This window comes from Azonexus sp. GW821-FHT04F04 (assembly GCF_059420025.1).
The window spans coordinates 367461-384472 of record NZ_JBWKSX010000001.1 but is presented as its reverse complement, the minus strand read 5'-3'; the positions used below and the strand labels follow the sequence as shown (position 1 = coordinate 384472).

16 protein-coding genes and 1 pseudogene are annotated in these 17012 nt (G+C 60.8%); 8 read left to right on the top strand and 9 right to left on the bottom strand.

The window, feature by feature from the left end:
• Positions 1 to 40 precede the first annotated feature (40 nt).
• From AC07TV_RS01875 to AC07TV_RS01855, 5 genes are all read left to right on the top strand, one after another.
• On the top strand, positions 41 to 1528 hold the full coding sequence (locus tag AC07TV_RS01875; protein ID WP_494646699.1) for a carbonic anhydrase: 1488 nt from the start codon (positions 41 to 43) through the stop codon (positions 1526 to 1528).
• A 52-nt stretch (positions 1529 to 1580) separates the two neighbouring features.
• Positions 1581 to 2225 (top strand): TetR/AcrR family transcriptional regulator, encoded by a 645-nt coding sequence (locus AC07TV_RS01870; protein WP_494646698.1) that lies wholly within the window; start codon positions 1581 to 1583, stop codon positions 2223 to 2225.
• 62 nt (positions 2226 to 2287) lie between these two features.
• The gene (locus tag AC07TV_RS01865) at positions 2288 to 2941 is read left to right on the top strand and encodes a protein-L-isoaspartate O-methyltransferase family protein (protein ID WP_494646697.1); all 654 of its coding nucleotides are present in this window, start codon (positions 2288 to 2290) and stop codon (positions 2939 to 2941) included.
• Positions 2941 to 3264: a rhodanese-like domain-containing protein gene (locus AC07TV_RS01860; RefSeq protein WP_494646696.1), complete on the top strand. Its 324-nt coding sequence runs from the start codon at positions 2941 to 2943 to the stop codon at positions 3262 to 3264. The genes AC07TV_RS01865 and AC07TV_RS01860 overlap by 1 nt, the downstream gene beginning before the upstream one ends.
• 7 nt (positions 3265 to 3271) lie before the next feature.
• On the top strand, positions 3272 to 4609 hold the full coding sequence (locus AC07TV_RS01855; RefSeq protein WP_494646695.1) for a TolC family outer membrane protein: 1338 nt from the start codon (positions 3272 to 3274) through the stop codon (positions 4607 to 4609).
• Here AC07TV_RS01855 and waaA read toward each other — a convergent pair.
• Complete coding sequence (gene waaA / locus AC07TV_RS01850) at positions 4575 to 5834, bottom strand: lipid IV(A) 3-deoxy-D-manno-octulosonic acid transferase (protein WP_494646694.1); 1260 nt, start codon at positions 5832 to 5834, stop codon at positions 4575 to 4577. The two genes, AC07TV_RS01855 and waaA, sit on opposite strands and share 35 nt — an antisense overlap.
• Positions 5834 to 6772 (bottom strand): lipopolysaccharide heptosyltransferase I, encoded by a 939-nt coding sequence (gene waaC, locus AC07TV_RS01845; protein WP_494646693.1) that lies wholly within the window; start codon positions 6770 to 6772, stop codon positions 5834 to 5836. Before waaC ends, waaA begins: the two co-directional genes overlap by 1 nt.
• Positions 6773 to 6942: 170 nt before the next feature.
• On the opposite strand from waaC, the gene AC07TV_RS01840 reads away from it, so the two are divergent.
• Genes AC07TV_RS01840 through AC07TV_RS01830 form a run of 3 tightly spaced genes read left to right on the top strand, consistent with a single transcriptional unit; the run spans position 6943 to position 10658 of the window.
• A complete protein-coding gene (locus AC07TV_RS01840) occupies positions 6943 to 7950 on the top strand; it encodes an NAD-dependent epimerase (RefSeq protein WP_494646692.1) in 1008 nt (335 codons plus the stop codon).
• A 9-nt stretch (positions 7951 to 7959) separates the two neighbouring features.
• Positions 7960 to 9783, top strand: coding sequence for a glutamine--fructose-6-phosphate transaminase (isomerizing) (gene glmS / locus AC07TV_RS01835; protein ID WP_494646691.1), 1824 nt, complete (start codon positions 7960 to 7962; stop codon positions 9781 to 9783).
• A 44-nt stretch (positions 9784 to 9827) separates the two neighbouring features.
• Positions 9828 to 10658 (top strand): symmetrical bis(5'-nucleosyl)-tetraphosphatase, encoded by an 831-nt coding sequence (locus AC07TV_RS01830; RefSeq protein ID WP_494646690.1) that lies wholly within the window; start codon positions 9828 to 9830, stop codon positions 10656 to 10658.
• Positions 10659 to 10848: 190 nt separating this feature from the next.
• Here AC07TV_RS01830 and AC07TV_RS01825 read toward each other — a convergent pair.
• The 7 genes and pseudogenes from AC07TV_RS01825 to accB all read right to left on the bottom strand — a co-directional run.
• Positions 10849 to 11304: pseudogene (locus AC07TV_RS01825) on the bottom strand (lysophospholipid acyltransferase family protein); the annotation flags it as partial.
• Positions 11305 to 11378: 74 nt separating this feature from the next.
• The gene (locus tag AC07TV_RS01820) at positions 11379 to 12131 is read right to left on the bottom strand and encodes a GNAT family N-acetyltransferase (protein WP_494646689.1); all 753 of its coding nucleotides are present in this window, start codon (positions 12129 to 12131) and stop codon (positions 11379 to 11381) included.
• A gap of 94 nt (positions 12132 to 12225) precedes the next feature.
• Positions 12226 to 13158, bottom strand: coding sequence for a carbohydrate kinase family protein (locus AC07TV_RS01815; protein ID WP_494646688.1), 933 nt, complete (start codon positions 13156 to 13158; stop codon positions 12226 to 12228).
• A 6-nt stretch (positions 13159 to 13164) separates the two neighbouring features.
• A complete protein-coding gene (locus AC07TV_RS01810) occupies positions 13165 to 14247 on the bottom strand; it encodes a DUF3426 domain-containing protein (RefSeq protein ID WP_494646687.1) in 1083 nt (360 codons plus the stop codon).
• Positions 14247 to 15137, bottom strand: a complete 891-nt coding sequence (prmA, locus tag AC07TV_RS01805) for a 50S ribosomal protein L11 methyltransferase (RefSeq protein WP_494646686.1) — start codon at positions 15135 to 15137, stop codon at positions 14247 to 14249. Before prmA ends, AC07TV_RS01810 begins: the two co-directional genes overlap by 1 nt.
• A gap of 3 nt (positions 15138 to 15140) precedes the next feature.
• Positions 15141 to 16499 carry an acetyl-CoA carboxylase biotin carboxylase subunit gene (accC, locus tag AC07TV_RS01800; RefSeq protein ID WP_494646685.1) on the bottom strand — a complete coding sequence of 453 codons (1359 nt, stop codon included), beginning with the start codon at positions 16497 to 16499 and terminating at the stop codon, positions 15141 to 15143.
• A 7-nt stretch (positions 16500 to 16506) separates the two neighbouring features.
• Entirely contained in the window at positions 16507 to 16959 is a 453-nt protein-coding gene (gene accB, locus AC07TV_RS01795) for an acetyl-CoA carboxylase biotin carboxyl carrier protein (RefSeq protein WP_494646684.1), read from the bottom strand.
• Positions 16960 to 17012 lie beyond the last annotated feature (53 nt).

The window sequence follows — 17012 nt, the reverse complement described above, 5'->3', positions numbered from 1 at the left end:
CGAAATATCATCGACAAGCGCCAGAATTCAAAGAGAAAACATGGGAACCAAGATGCGCCTACTGATGATCGCCAGCCTGCTGGTCGCCCTGCCTTTCGGTGCTGCAGCCGCGCCCGCCTGGCAGACCATTTCAGCCGAACCGGGCAAACGTATCGAACTCAACCGCACGAGCCTGAAACGTGACGGCAACATCGTTGAGGCGCAAGGACGCGTCGTGCTCGAAAAGGAACTGGTGGATGGCCGCACCGGCGCGCCTTACCGCGTGATAGAGGCGTTCACCCGCTACGACTGCACGACCCGCAGCGCCAGCACGACAAAGCGCATTTTCAAGAAGAATGAAAATGACATTGTCCGCGAAGAGGACATCAAGGGCGCCGACCTGCCGGTGCGCACCGGCACGCTGGACGACAAGGTGTTGCGCGAAGTCTGTCGCCCGCCCAAGGAGGGCGCCGCCGAGATCGCGCAGAAGGCCAACGAGGCAGCCGGCCAGCTGAAAGCCGCCAACGAGGCGATGCTCAAGAAGGAAATGGCCAAGGCCGAAAAGCCGGAAGCCGTGAAAGCGAGCGATGCGGGCCATAGCGCAGCACCGCTGAAAGAAAGCGCGATTCCGTCGATCCGGCCGAACCTCAAGGCGGCCATGGAAAGCGCCAAGGAAGCGGCACCTCCGGCGCCGCCACCACCCGCACCCACACCGGCGCCGGCCAGAGTCGCCGCGCCGAAGGCGGCCACCGTCATCGTCCACACCAGCCAGGCCCCGGCCCCCAAGCCAAAAAAAGCGCCAAAGCCCCAGATCGCGCACTCCGAAGGCTACATGCTGGAACTGGCTCACAGCGAACCAGCCATCCAGCACGCGCACATCCACTGGGATTACGAAGGTGCCGGCGGCCCGGAAAACTGGGCGAAACTGGACCAGAACAACAAGACCTGCGCCATTGGCCAACGGCAGTCACCGATCGATATCAAGGACGGCATCAAGGTCGATCTGGAGCCGATCAAGTTCAATTACCAGCCCTCGACCTTCCGGATTATCGACAACGGCCACACCGTTCAGGTCGAAATCGGCGAAAGCTCGATTTCACTGACCGGCAAGACCTATGAGCTGGTCCAGTTCCATTTCCATCGCCCGTCGGAAGAAAAGGTCAACGGCCAGCGTTTCGACATGGTCGCCCACCTCGTGCACAAGGCCGACGATGGTCAGCTCGCCGTCGTCGCCGTGTTGCTCGAACGCGGCACGGAGAACCCGTTCATCCAGACCCTGTGGAACAACATGCCGCTGGAAAAGAACCTGCCGGTAGCACCACCAACCACCACGATCGACCTGAACACCCTGCTGCCGACCGCCCGCAACTACTACACCTACATGGGCTCGCTGACGACGCCGCCGTGCTCCGAAGGCGTGCTGTGGCTGGTCATGAAGCAGCCGGTGCAGGTTTCGCCGGATCAAATCAACATTTTCAGCCGGCTGTACAAAAACAACGCCCGGCCCATCCAGCCCTCGGGCGGCCGCCTGATCAAGGAAGGCCGTTGACCGGAAAGTAGTCGCAATGGTAACTTAATGACCAACAAGTCATTAAGTTACCATGTCTGCCATCCCCATCCCCCGCAAGCGACGCAAGGAAGCCCGTCCCTCCGAGCTGCTCGAGGCCGCGCTTCATCTTTTCGTCGAAAAAGGCTTCGCCGCGACCCGTCTGGAGGACGTTGCCGCCCGCGCTGGCGTGTCAAAGGGGACGCTGTATCTCTACTACGAGAACAAGGATGCGCTGTTCAAGGCAGTGGTTCAGGAAGGGATCATCCCGGTCATTGCCGAAAATGAAGCAATTGCGGCAAAACATAGTGGCTGCAGCTTCGAGCTACTGGAACTCCTGCTCCAAAACTGGTGGACAAAGATCGGCCAGACCGCATTTGCCGGCATTCCGAAACTGATAGTGGCCGAAGCGCGCAACTTTCCTGACTTGGCCAACTTCTATTACGAAAACGTCATCAGCCGCGGCCGGGCGCTGGTCGCCGGCGCCCTGCGACGCGGCATGGACAGTGGTGAATTCCGGACCATGGACGTCGAAACCACCGTCGATGTTGTTATCGCACCGATTTTAATGCTGCTGATCTGGCGCTTTTCAATGAGCTGCTGCCAAGGCGCCGAGAGCGACCCGCAGACCTATTTGCGCATACATATGGACCTGCTGCGTCAGGGTTTGCGCAAGCCGGAAAAAGAGAGTCGGGTATAATTTTGATTTGTCGGAATCAATATATTAGCTCGTGCTAATATTCAGTCTGCGGAGACCCACCAATGAACATCGAGCAAGCGCGCTTCAACATGATCGAACAGCAGATCCGTCCCTGGGATGTTCTGGATCCGCAGGTTCTCGACCTCCTGTTTGTCGTCAAGCGCGAGGACTTTACCCCTCCGGCCTATCGCAATCTGGCTTTCGCCGACATGGAAATCCCGCTGGGCGATGGCCAGATGATGCTGGCCCCGAAAATCGAAGCCAAGATGCTGCAGGAGCTGGGCCTCAAGAAGACCGACAAGGTTCTTGAAATCGGTACCGGTAGCGGCTACATGGCTGCCCTGCTGGCTGCCCGTGCCGAGCACGTGGTTACCGTCGAGTGCCGCCCGGCGCTGGTCGATATCGCCAAACAAAATCTCGAGCGTGCCGGCGTCACCAACGTCACGATTGAACTCGGCGACGGCGCCAACGGCTGGTCCCAGCGTGGACCTTACGACGCCATCGTTGTTTCGGGCGCCATTCCCGGCGTTCCTGACGCCCTGCTCAAGCAGCTGCGCGTCGGTGGCCGTCTGGCTGTCGTGGTCGGCGAAGCACCGGTCATGGAAGCCCAACTGATCACCTGCACGGCAGATGGCATCTACAACACGGTCAACTTGTTCGAGACAGTCATTCCCGCACTCGATGGCTTCGTGGCCAAGGAAAGCTTCTCTTTCTGATGCAACAGGTTCGAGCCCAACAACTTGCCGAATGGCTGGCCGACGAGAGCCGGCCCAGCCCCGTCCTGCTTGATGTGCGCGAACCGTGGGAAATCGAGCTTTGCCAGCTGGCTGGATCGCAAAACATCCCCATGCATCTGGTGCCGATGCGGTGCGCCGAAATCGCCCCCGAGCAGGACATCGTTGTCATCTGCCACCACGGCGGCCGCAGCATGCAGGTCGCCATGTTTCTCGAGCGCAAGGGCTACGCTGCGGTCTATAACCTGATGGGTGGCGTCGAGGCTTGGGCTGGTGAAGTCGATTCCAACATGCGTCGTTATTGAGGTAGGCATGAAAAAACTCGCTTGGCTGATCGTCTCCCCGTTGTTGGCATCCCCGCTGTTCGCCGCAGACTTGATGCAGGTCTATCGCGATGCGCAGGACAACGACCCGACCTTTGCCGCGGCTCGGGCAACGCTCGATGCCGGCCGCGAAAAAGCACCGCAGGGCCTGTCCGGCCTGTTGCCCAGCCTGACGCTGACGGGCAACACGGTGTGGAACAAGAACGAGATTTCGACCCACAACGGCCCGACGCTGTCGAAGCCCCAATACAATTCCAACGGCTACCAGCTGACGCTGTCGCAACCCCTGTTCCGCTGGCAGAACTGGGTTTCGTACGACCAGTCGAAAATGCAGGTGGCACAGGCAGAGGCCAATTTCGTGCAGGCCCGGCAGGATCTGATCCTGCGCGTCGCGCAAGCCTATTTTGATGCAATCTACGCCGTCGAAAACCTCAAGGCAGTGCGCGCCAACAAGACGGCTATCGCCCAGCAACTGGAATCAGCCAAGAAAAATTTCGAAGTCGGCACTGCAACCATCACCGACTCTCATGAAGCTCAGGCCCGCTACGATCTGGCATCGGCTCAGGAGATTGCCGCCGAAAGCGACTTCGAGGTCAAGCAACATGCCTTGCAGTCGATTATCGGCAAGGTGCCCGGCCCGCTGGCTACACCGCGCAAGGATGCCGAACTGACCATGCCGCAGCCGAGCGACATGAATCAGTGGGTCGCTGCCGCCGAAAAGGACAGCATCACCGTGCAGGTCCAGCAGGCTGCCGCCGACATTGCGGCCCGCGAGGTAGACAAGCAGCGCGCCGGCCATTACCCGACACTTGATCTGGTCGCCAATCAGGGGCACTCGAAGTCCTATGGCTTCATTTCTGGCGTCGGCACGACACCGTTCGACACCGACTACACCAACATCGGCCTCCAGCTCAACATTCCGCTATTTCAGGGTGGCTTGACCGTTTCGCGCCAGCGCGAGGCTGCCGCCAACCGCACGGCGGCGCAATCCGGCCTTGAGGCCGCGCGCCGTGGCGCTGCGTTGTCGGCCCGCCAGTATTATCTCGGCGTGACCAATGGTCTAGCCCAGGTCCGGGCGCTCAAGGCGGCGCTGGTTTCATCGCAATCAGCGCTGGAGTCGAACAAGCTTGGCTATGAAGTCGGCGTGCGCATCAACATCGATGTCTTGAACGCCGAGAACCAGGTTTATGTAACCCGCCGTGACCTGGCTAGAGCCACGCTCGACACGCTGCTGGCGCAACTGCGCCTGAAGGCGGCAACCGGTTCCTTGGGCGAGGAAGACGTCGCCCAGATCAACGCCCTGCTGGATCCGTCCAGCGCACTATAAGCGCCAGCATCCGCTTGGCCGCGCCCTGATGGGCGCGGGCGAACGATCCCGCCGCTGTCCGCATTTCGGCCAATTTCATTTTTTGGCCAAAAATCCGGTTGACCGTGGCACCGAGCATTTCGGGATTGTCGACGCGTAACGCCGCACCCGCGGCGATCGCATCCTCGGTCGCCTGCTTGAAATTGAAGGTGTGCGGCCCGACGACGACCGGACAGTCACAAGCCGCCGCCTCAATGAGGTTCTGCCCGCCGAGCGGCAGCAAACTGCCACCAATGAAGGCCAGATCGGCCAGCGTGAAATACGCCGCCATCTCGCCCATGCTGTCGCCTAGCCAGACTTGGGTATCGGCCGCCGGCATGGCCACGCTGCGCCGAACGCTGCGCAGTTCCTGCTGCTCGAGCAAAGCGGCCACTTCGTTGAAACGCTGCGGATGGCGCGGCACCAGTACGAGCAAGGCGTCGGGAATGGCCACTTCGCGCCACGCCTTGAGCACCAGCGGCTCCTCGCCTTCGCGCGTGCTGGCCGCCAACCAGACCGGCCGCTGGCCAATCGCCGCCCGCCATTCGTGACCGAGGGCGAGCTTGTCGGCGCGGGGGGTGACATCGAATTTCAAATTGCCGCAGACCTCGACGGTAGTCGCGCCCAATTCAGCTATCCGTTCGGCGTCACCTGCTGTTTGCGCAGCAACGCCGGCCAGCGCCGAAAACGCCGGCCCGGCCAGGGCTGAAAATCGCCCGTAGCCGCGGGCCGAGCGCGCCGAAAGACGGGCGTTGGCGAGAAAGATCGGCACTTTGCGACGCTTCCCGGCAGCCAGCAGATTGGGCCAGATTTCGGTTTCCATTATCACCCCGAAAGCTGGCGAAAAATAGCGGAAGAAACGGTCGACCGCCCCGGGGTAATCGTAGGGCAGGTAGGCCTGAATGACCTTGTCGCCGTAGACCTGCTGCCCGGCGTCGCGGCCGGTCGGCGTCATGCCGGTGAGCAGGATGCGATGATCCGGCCAGCGCGCCTGCAAGCCTTCGATCAGCGGCTGGGCAGCGCGGGTTTCGCCAACCGATACGGCGTGCACCCAGATCAGTTGTTTCGGCACCGGCTGGCGATAGAAACCGTAGCGCTCGCCGAGATGCTGGAGATATTCCGGCTGCTTGCGGCTGCGCCAGAGCAGGCGAAGCCAGATCAGCGGCGTGATCAGGTAAAGCAGCAGCGAATAGAAATAACGCGCCATCAGCCCAGTGCCAGTTGCAATTCGGCCAGCACGGCAGTCGGCAATGGAATCTGGTTCTTGCCGCCCAGATTACGATGAAAGCCGACGCCAAGGACGCCAGTCAGGCCGGGGTCGGTCGCCGTGTAGAGCGCGATGGTCGGCACCTTGAGGGCAACGGCGAGATGGGTCAGACCGGTATCGACGCCGACTGCGGCGCGTCCCCCGGCGAGCAAGGCGGCCAGATCGGGAATGTTCATGACCGGTGCGGCCACGGCACCGGGAATTCCCGCCGCCAGACGACTCGCCCGTTCGCGCTCGACCGGGCTGCCGCCAGGCAGGACCGCGCTGATCCCCTGCGCATTGAGTTGCTGCCCCAAGGCCAGCCAGTTCGCCTCCGGCCACAGCTTGTCGTCGCGGCTGGTAGCGGTCAGGAAGACGACATACGGACGGTGCGGCAGCCAGCCAAATCCGGCGGGTGCCGCTTCGATACCGTAATCGGGCTCACCATCGGCCGCATAGCCCAGCGCAGCAGCGGCCAGGCAACGGTTGCGGACAACGGCATGCAGCTCACGGGAAATGCTGAACTTCCGGTCGTAAAAACGGGCTGCCATGGGTTCGCGGGCCGAATCTGCGGCATAACCCAGCGCCGGGCCTTCGGCCAGACTGGCCATCAACGCACTTTTGAGCAAGCCTTGGGTATCGATAACAGCGTCGTAAGGTACAGCCTGCAAACCACGGCGAAATTCGGCAATCTCCCGCCAGCTTGTCGCTTTTAACAGGTTTTTTCGCCAGCGCCGGACTGCGACCGGAATGATCTTGCCAACCCCGGGATGCAGTCGCGGTATGGCAGCGAAACCGTCTTCCACGCACCAGTCGACCGTAGCATCCGGAAAGTGCCGCCGGATATCGCTGACCACCGGCAGGTTATGGATAACGTCGCCGAGCGAGGAAGTTTTCACGATCAGAATGCGCATCGACGGATAAAATCACGACTTTCGAAGCTGCAATTATAAATGCCGGCACGTGTCAGCTGCCTTTGATTGCGCGCTTCCGGCTGAATATGCACAAGCGTCATAAATTCGATGCTGCACTGCGATAAAATCTGGCAACTTTTCTTCTGGGCAATTCCGTGAAAATTCTTGTTACCGGCGCCGCCGGATTCATCGGTTCAACCGCCTCACTGCGCCTTCTGGCGCGCGGCGACGAAGTGGTCGGTCTCGACAACCTGAACGATTACTACGAAGTCTCGCTCAAGGAAAGCCGCCTCAAGCGCCTGACCTCGCACCCGAACTTCCGCTTCGTCAAGCTCGACGTGGCCGACCGCGCCGGCATGGACAAGCTCTTCGCCGACGAGAAGTTCGACAAGGTCATCCACCTGGCCGCCCAGGCCGGCGTTCGTTACTCGCTGCAAAATCCGCACGCCTACATCGAGAGCAACATCGTCGGCTTCACCAACATTCTCGAAGGCTGCCGGCACAACAAGGTGCAGCACCTGGTTTATGCCTCCAGCTCGAGCGTTTATGGCGGCAACACCAAGATGCCGTTCTCCGAGCACGACAGCGTCGATCATCCGGTCAGCCTTTACGCCGCGACCAAGAAGGCCAACGAGCTCATGGCGCACACCTACAGCCACCTCTACGGCCTGCCGACGACCGGCCTGCGCTTCTTCACGGTCTATGGCCCGTGGGGCCGGCCGGACATGGCGCTCTTCCTGTTCACCAAGGCCATTCTGGAAGGTCGACCGATCGACGTCTTCAACTACGGCAACATGCAGCGCGATTTCACCTACGTCGACGACATCGTCGAGGGCGTCATTCGCGTGCTCGACAAGAATGCTGCGGTCAACGCCGAATATGACGCGATTTCCGCCGACCCGGCGACCAGCAACGCGCCTTACCGCGTTTTCAACATCGGCAACAACAATCCGGTGCAGTTGCTCGACTTCATCGGCGCCATCGAAAACGCCCTCGGCCAGAAGGCTGAAAAGCGCCTGTTGCCGCTGCAGGATGGCGACGTCCCGGCCACCTACGCTAACACCGACCTGCTCAACGACTGGGTTGGCTTCGTCCCGGGCACGCCGGTCCAGGAAGGTGTCAATCGCTTCATCGCGTGGTATCGCGATTACTACAAGGTTTAAGGATCAGCTATGTGTGGCATCGTCGCGGCAGCAGCCGACAAGAACATCGTTCCGGTTCTCGTCGAAGGTCTGAAGAAACTCGAATATCGTGGCTATGACTCGGCCGGACTGGCCGTCATCGCCGGCAACAGCATCGAGCGTGTTCGCTCGGTCGGCCGCGTCGCCGAACTGGAAGCTGCCTCGGCCAACACCCAGGCCATCACCGGCATCGCCCACACCCGCTGGGCGACCCACGGCGTGCCGTGCGAACGCAACGCACACCCGCACGTTTCCGGCAGCATCGCCGTCGTCCATAACGGCATCATCGAAAACTACGAATCCCTGCGTAGCGAGCTGACCGCGCAGGGCTACGTCTTCACGTCGGATACCGACACCGAAAGCATCGCCCACCTCGTTCAGGCCACCCTGAAGACCGAGCCGGACCTGCTCAAGGCAGTGCAGATCGCCTGCCAGCGTCTGGTTGGCGCCTACGCCATCGCCGTCATCGATCACACCCAGCCGGGCAAGGTCATCGTCGCCCGCGAAGGCTCGCCGCTGTTGCTCGGCGTTTCCGATACCGGCAACTATGCCGCCTCGGATGCCTCCGCCCTGCTGCAAGTCACGCGCAACATGGTCTATCTGGAAAACGGCGATATTGCCGAGTTGACCGCAGGCAATGTCCGCATCACCCGCCTCGATGGCACGCCGGTCGAGCGCCCGGTGCATGTTTCCCAGCTGTCCGCTGCCGCTGTCGAACTCGGCAACTACCAGCACTACATGCAGAAGGAAATCTTCGAGCAGCCCGAAGCACTGGCCAATACGCTGGAAATCGTCGGCGGCAGCAAGACCATCCAGCCCGGCATTTTCGGAGCAGAAGCCGGCAACCTGCTGGCTGATGTCGACTCGATCCTCATTCTGGCCTGCGGCACCAGCAGCCATTCCGGCTTCACCGCCCGCTACTGGCTGGAGCGCATCGCCGGCGTGCCGTGCAATGTCGAAATTGCCAGCGAATACCGCTACCGGACGTCGGTACCCAACCCGCGCCAGCTCATCGTCGCCATTTCGCAGTCCGGCGAAACGGCCGACACGTTGGCCGCCCTACGCCACGCCAAGTCGCTCGGCCAGACCAAGACGCTGGCCATCTGCAATGTGCCGGAGTCGGCCATCGTCCGCGAATGCGCCCTGCGCTTCATCACCCGCGCCGGCCCGGAGATCGGTGTCGCCTCGACCAAGGCTTTCACCACCCAACTCGCCGCGCTGTTCCTGCTGACGCTGGTTGCTGCCAAGGTCAAGGGTCGCCTGAGCGAAGAACAGGAAGCCACCTACATTCACCAGCTGCGCCACCTGCCGGTCGCCGTCAACAAGGTGCTTGAGCTCGAAGACGAGATCAAGGCCTGGGCTCAGCGTTTTGCCGACAAGCACCACGCGCTTTTCCTCGGGCGCGGTCGCCACTACCCGATCGCCATGGAAGGCGCGCTCAAGCTCAAGGAAATTTCCTACATCCACGCCGAAGCTTACCCGGCCGGCGAGCTCAAGCACGGCCCGTTGGCACTGGTTGACGAAGACATGCCGGTCATTTCGGTCGCCCCGAACGATCAGTTGCTCGACAAGCTCAAATCGAATCTCAAGGAAGTCCAGGCGCGTGGCGGCGAACTCTACGTCTTCGCCGACGCCGATTCGGAAATCCCCGAATCGGAAGGGGTGCACATCCTGCGCCTGCCTGAGCACTACGGCGAACTGTCGCCCATCCTCCACGTCATTCCGCTGCAACTGCTGTCGTACCATGTGGCGCTGGTCAAGGGTACGGATGTGGATAAGCCGCGCAATTTGGCCAAATCAGTCACCGTCGAGTAGGCAGGCATTTCAATTTTGGCCATTTTTTCCGGTTGACCGTAGCAATGAGCACTTACGCCATCGGCGACATCCAGGGCTGCTACGACTCGCTGCAGCGGCTACTCGAGCGTTGCGCCTTCGATCCGGCCAGCGACCGCCTGTGGCTGGTCGGCGATCTGGTCAATCGTGGCCCGCATTCGCTGGAAACCCTGCGCCTGATCAAGTCGCTGGGGCCGGCGGCAATCACCGTGCTCGGCAACCACGACCTCTATCTGCTCATGGTCGCCGAAGGCGGCGCCAAGTTTCGCGGCAAGGACGACACGCTGCAGGAAATCCTCGAGGCCCCGGACTGCGACGAGTTGCTGATCTGGCTGCGCCATCAACCGCTCTGCCACACCGAGGGCGAATACTGCCTGGTCCACGCCGGCCTGCTGCCGCAATGGACGGCAGCCCGGGCCCGCGAACTGGCCCGCGAGGTCGAAGCCGCCCTGCAAGGGCCCAATTTCCGTGAATTCATTCTCAACCTGTGGGGCAGCGAACCGGCGGGCTGGTCGGACAAGCTAACTGGCTGGCCGCGGCTACGCGTCATCGTCAACGCCATGACCCGCATGCGCTTCTGCACGCTGGATGGCGTCATGGAGTTCAAGGTCAAGGGCAAACTGGCCAACGCACCGGCCGGCCATGTGCCCTGGTTCGATCTACCGAACCGGAAAAGTGCCGACGCCGTGCTGGTTACCGGCCACTGGTCGGCACTCGGCCTGAAAGTTACGCCGAATCTGCTGGCGCTCGACTCAGGTTGTCTGTGGGGAGGCCACCTGACCGCTGTCCGGCTCGAAGATCGGCAGGTGTTTCAAGTGGATTGCTCGCCAACGGAAGCCCAGCCGCCAAAGCGATAGCTTCGCGCGCCTCGGCCGCCACCTGCTTGCGGTCTTCACCATTCAGGCCACGCACCGGCGTGGTCACCAGCCGGGCAATCAGGCGTTTTCGGCCAAGGATGGCCGCCGTGCATTGCCCCATCGAAATATCGCCGTCGTAACGCGGCGCCAGACTGCGCTGGCCATCGAGCTCCCAGTACGAAATCGCCACTGGCAAGACCGGCCGCCCGGCACTCAGCGCCGGCTGAATCAGTGCGGCATGAAAATGCAGCAGGCTCCGGCCATCGGTGGTCGTCCCCTCAGGAAAAACGGCAACATGTTTTCCCTTGTCGAGAACCTCGGCTACCTGCTCGTTGATCACCTTCGCATGGCCACGGCTGCCACGGCGCAGGAATATCGTGTCGTTCTTTGCCGCCAGCCAGCCGATCAGCGGCCAGTGCCGGACCTCTTCCTTCGAGACGAAGGCCGCTGGCAGCGCGGCGTTGATGACGTAGATATCGATCCACGAAATATGATTGGCGACCAGCAAGGCACCCGGAACCGCATGCGTCAGGTCGGCCTCGACCTCGACACCGAGTGCATCGAGCAAGGCAGCCGCCCAACTGGCCTTGAGTGCCAGACGCTTGCGGTCGCTGCACAGAGGGAAAACGCACAGCGAAAAAAGCACCCCGCTGATTACCAGCAGGGTGATACGAAGTATCCGGAAAGCGCGAATCGCTAAATTAGTCTGGCTCAGTGTTCTTATCCCAGGTAGTGCTTGGCGTAGCGGCCGGAAACCTTGGCCATCGGCATCAGAATCGGCAGGTCAGCCGTGTTGAAATCAGGATCCCATGCCGGCTCGCCACAAATCCAGGCCCCGGCACGCAGGTAGCCCTTGATCAGCGGCGGCGTTTCGGCCGGCAAATCCTGCTGCAGGGCAGCCAAAGGCAGCGGACAACGCGGGAAAACACGGTACTCCTGCGGCCCGAGGTGATCGGCAGCCAGACGATTATACAAGCTGGCCGCTGCGTGGCCGCCATCGGCCATGCTGATCGAAGCGCAGCCCATCAGGTAGTCGTAGCTGTTCTCGATCATGAAATTGGCCAGACCCGACCACAGCAAGGTGATCGTCGCGCCAGTCCGGTAGTCCGGATGAACACAGGAACGGCCAATTTCGACCAGTCGCGAGCGCAGGTATTGCAGACGGGTCAGGTCGAATTCGTTTTCCGAGTAGTAGCCAACCTGACGGGCATTTTCCGGCGTCAGGATGCGGTAGGTACCGACGATCTCGCTGGTCTGCGTATCACGCACGACGAGATGCTGGCAGTACGGATCGTAAATATCATGGTCGACGCCCGGGATGCGGCTCGGCAGGTTGGCGCCCATTTCACCGGCAAAAACGCGGTAGCGCAGACGCTGCGCATCGAGGATATCGCTCTGGCTGCGGGCGAAGCCGACAGCCAGACTCTTCTTTTCGGGACGGCTGCGACCAGCCGCCTTATGGATATTTTCCATCTTTGTTCTCCTTGTATTCGTGGAGAACAAGTCTGGACGAGCGTTGTTACATGCACTTTGCCCGAAGATGACAGCGATGTTTCAGTCTATTGGATTACCAAGGCAATGCCCCGAAGGCCTTGCGGAAGCGCTCAGCGATTTCCTCGCGGCTCGGCTGATGATTCTGGCCACCGCGATGAGCGATCTTGATGGCCCCCATCACCGCTGCCAGACGGCCGGTCGTCAGCCAATCGAACCCGTTGGCAATGCCGTACAGCAGGCCCGAGCGATAGGCATCGCCACAGCCGGTCGGATCGAGGATTTCGTCGGCCGTGACACACGGGATGTCGTGACGAACGCCATCCGCGTAGATTTCTGAGCCTTCGCCACCACGCGTCACAATGAGCGCCTTCAGGCTGCCAGCCAGTTGTTCAAGGCTACGACCAGTCCGGTCGCACAGCAGTTTGGCTTCGTAGTCGTTGAAGCAGGCGTAATCGGCCAGATTGATGAAATCGAGCAGTTCGTCGCCATTGAACATCGGCAGGCCCTGGCCCGGATCAAAGATGAAGGGCACGCTGGCATCGGCGAAGTCACGGGCATGTTGCATCATGCCTTCGCGGCCATCCGGGGCAACGATGCCGAGCTTGGCGTTGGCGCTCTCAACCTTGTTGAGATGCGAAAAGCTCATAGCACCCGGGTGAAAAGCAGTGATCTGGTTGTCGTCGAGGTCAGTCGTTATGAAGGCCTGCGCCGTGAAGCTGCCGCCAACCTGACGGACATGGGTACGTGGCAAGCCAAGCTTGTCGAGGCGGTCGAGATAAGGCACAGCATCGTCGCCGACGGTAGCCATGATCATCGGTTCGCCGCCGAGCAGCATAAGGTTGTAGGCAATGTTACCGGCACAGCCACCGAACTCGCGACGCATTTCCGGCACGAGGAAGGCGACATTCAGAATATGAATCTGCTCGGGTAGGATGTGGTTCTTGAAGCGGTCCGGAAAGACCATGATGTTGTCGAAAGCCAGGGAACCGCAAATAAGTGTTGTCATGAGGGATCAGGGATAAAAGATGTAAAGGCGGTAGCCCGAAGCGCCGCTTTCCTTGGCTTCGATCCAGAGTTTGACGGCCATTTCGCCGTCGGCCGGAAAGGCATCGGAAGTCGTGCCGGGCGGCAAGTAATCAGCGGCATACATGACCCGCCGCGACACCACGGCATCGTTGGTATCGGTCAGGCTCAATTCGAGTGCCGGCCACGCCTGGGCATAGCCAGCCCGGTTTTTCAGCGTCGCTTGCAGGACGAACAGGCCACGAGCGTTATCGGCTTGCAGATCGGAGGTTTCAATCGACACCAGCGCCGAATTCCGCGGCAAGGGAATGTCGACCGCAGCAAGCTCATAGAGCCCCACCGTACTGGGGAAGCGCAGCGAAATTTCAGTGCGAAAATAGAACAGTAGTTGGCCTAGCAGACCGATCAACAGCAAAACAGCAACGAGGACAAAGGGCCAGACCGCCCGCTGAGTCGGTTCGTTATCAAAGCCACCCAAACCGTCGCTGGCCAGCGTTCCGGCCAACCAACGGTTGCTCGATGCCGTATCTGCCAGTTCGCGCGAGGCAACCAGCCCGGCCTGACGGGCCGCCTCGGTCGACTCCTCGGGAGATTCGATCAGGGGTTCGGCGAGCGGCTCCTGAATCAATTCCGGTTCAGTCGTAACAGGCTCCACGGTGGACTCGACAGCGATGGGCGAGAAATCCTCGGGAACGACATCATCAGGCTGTTCGGGCTCGTCGTTTGGCGATATTTCTGCTGCAGCGGTCTCGTCAACGACTTCAACCGGCAAATCTGCGGGCCACTCAGCCTGCGGCGCGTCCGATTCAACTTCCGACGCCTTTATTTCCGGCTCGTCGAACGGAGCCTCAGGCTCCGGAAAACCGGACTCTTCGTGCGGAACCGGCTCCTCGACCGGCGGCTCCTCGACCGGCGGCGTCTCGATTAATGGCTCGTGATCCTCGCTGACCAATGCGTCGAAAGCGTTGAATACGGCCTGACAGTGGCCACAGCGAACCTTGCCTGCCCTCAGCCGCAACTGCTCGGTCGTCACACGGAATACCGTGCCGCAGACCGGACAGCGCGTCCGCATCAAGGCTTGATTCCTTCCAGACACACCCAGTCTTCGCGCGTATCGGCCACCTGCATCGGCAGCCACTGAGCGTAGATGGCAATGATTTCTTCGGCCTGCTCGCGGAGAATGCCGGATAGCGCCAGACGACCGCCGGAACGGACATGAGCGCAAATTGCCGGCGCCAGAACACGAAGCGGATTGGAAAGGATATTGGCCACGACAACATCATACTCGCCAGCGACCGGCATTGCCGAATCGGCGAATAGTGCAACCACGCCATTGCGCTCGGCGTTCGACCGGGCCGCCTCAACTGCCAGCGGATCGATATCAACGCCAGCGACGCGACCAGCCCCAAGACGGGCGGCTGCAATGGCCAGAATGCCGGAGCCGCAGCCATAGTCGAGTACGGAACAGCCTTCGGATACGCTGCGTTCAAGCCATTCCAGACAGAGTCGGGTGGTCGGATGCGAGCCGGTGCCAAAGGCCATACCCGGGTCAAGAATCAGATTGACCGCCGCCGGGTCCGGCGTTTCGTGCCATGACGGCACGATCCACAGGCGCTCCGAAACGCGGATCGGATCAAACTGGGACTGGGTCAGCTGCACCCAGTTCTGTTCTTCCACCGTCTCGACCGTGTAGGCTGGCGCTCCACTGAGGCCGATGGCCGCTGTCGCCTCTCCGAGCAGAGCATCGATATCGGCGTCCGGCTCGAGCAGGGCAACAATGCGCGAATGCGTCCAGCCAGAACTCGGCAGGGATCCCGGTTCGCCGAACAGCGGCTGCTCGTCCGGCGTGCCTGCATCAGCATCCTCAATGCTGGCCGACAGCGCGCCTGCTTCAAGCAGGGCATCGCAGATCGGCTCGGCATGCGACGCGTCGGTCAGGAAACTGACACTTTGCCAGCCCATCGCTTACAGCTTCACTTCGCCCTTGTCGGCGAGTTTCTGTTCGAGGTAATGAATGCTCGTGCCGCCTTCGACGAAACGGGCATCCTGCATCAATTCCTGATGCAGCGGAATATTGGTCTTGATGCCCTGGATGCTCATCTCGGACAAGGCAATACGCATGCGGCGGATGGCCTGATCGCGCGTGTCACCGTAGGCGATGACCTTGGCAACCATCGAGTCGTAATGCGACGGCACGGTATAGCCCTGATAAATGTGGGTATCGACCCGGATGCCGGGACCACCGGGTGGGTGATAAAACTCGATCTTGCCAGGACAGGGCACGAACGTGAAGGGATCTTCGGCGTTAATGCGGCATTCGATGGAATGACCGCGGAAGACGATGTCCTTCTGCTTGTAGCGAAGCTTCTCGCCAGCCGCGACACGAATCTGCTCCTGCACGATATCGACACCGGTAATCATTTCGGTTACCGGGTGCTCGACCTGAACGCGGGTATTCATTTCAATGAAATAGAACTCGCCATTCTCATACAGGAATTCAAATGTACCAGCGCCCCGATAGCCAATCTTGCGGCAGGCTTCGGCGCAGCGTTCGCCGATACGGGCAATCAGACGGGCCGGAATGTGTGGTGCCGGCGCCTCTTCGATCACCTTCTGGTGACGGCGCTGCATCGAGCAGTCCCGTTCACCGAGGTAAATCGCGTTCTTGTATTCGTCGGCCAGGACCTGGATTTCCACGTGACGCGGATTTTCCAGATACTTTTCCATGTACACCGCGGGATTGTTGAAGAAGCTGCCAGCCTCCTGCTTGGTCATCCCTACTGCATTGACCAGCGCGGCCTCAGTGTGCACGACGCGCATGCCGCGACCACCACCGCCACCAGCGGCCTTGATGATCACTGGATAACCGACGGCGCGGGCAATCTTGACGATTTCCTTCGGATCGTCGGGCAATTCGCCTTCGGAGCCCGGCACGCAAGGCACCATGGCTTCCTTCATCGCGTTCTTGGCCGACACCTTGTCACCCATCAGGCGAATGGTTTCAGCCCGCGGACCGATGAAAACGAAGCCGGAAGTTTCGACGCGCTCGGCAAAGTCGGCGTTTTCCGACAGGAATCCGTAACCCGGGTGAATCGCCTGGGCATCGGTCACTTCTGCCGCCGAAATGATGGCCGGTACGTTGAGGTAGCTCAGCGACGACGAGGCAGGGCCAATACAGACCGACTCATCAGCCAGCTTGACGTATTTCGCCTCACGGTCCGCTTCGGAATGCACGACCACCGTCTTGATGCCAAGTTCACGGCAAGCACGCTGAATGCGCAAGGCGATTTCGCCGCGATTCGCGATAAGAATCTTTTCAAACATGGCCATATCAGCCAATCACATAAAGCGGCTCACCGAATTCCACCGGCTCGCCATTCTCGACCAGGATGGCCTTGATAACGCCCGAAGCATCGGCTTCGATTTCGTTGAGCAGCTTCATGGCTTCGATGATGCACAGCGTTTCGCCCTGCTTGACGGTCTGGCCAACCTGGACGAATGCTTCGGCACCGGGCGACGGCGAGCGATAGAAAGTGCCGACCATCGGCGACTTGACGATGTGGCCTTCCGGCAACTCGTCCTCGTCATCAAGGTTGACTGCGGAAGCAGCCGGCGCCCCCGGTGCCATCTGGGGAGGCGGCGCGTAATATTGCTGCGGGGCAGCGGCAACGGTGCCGTAATGCTTGGCGATACGAACCTTTTCTTCGCCCTCCGTCACTTCCAGCTCTGAAATGCCGGATTCCTGTACGAGGTCGATAAGTTTCTTGAGTTTACGCAGATCCATGGAGACTCCCTTCTGTGTTGCGCCCGTCGGGCACAAATGTCCGGCCTGAACCG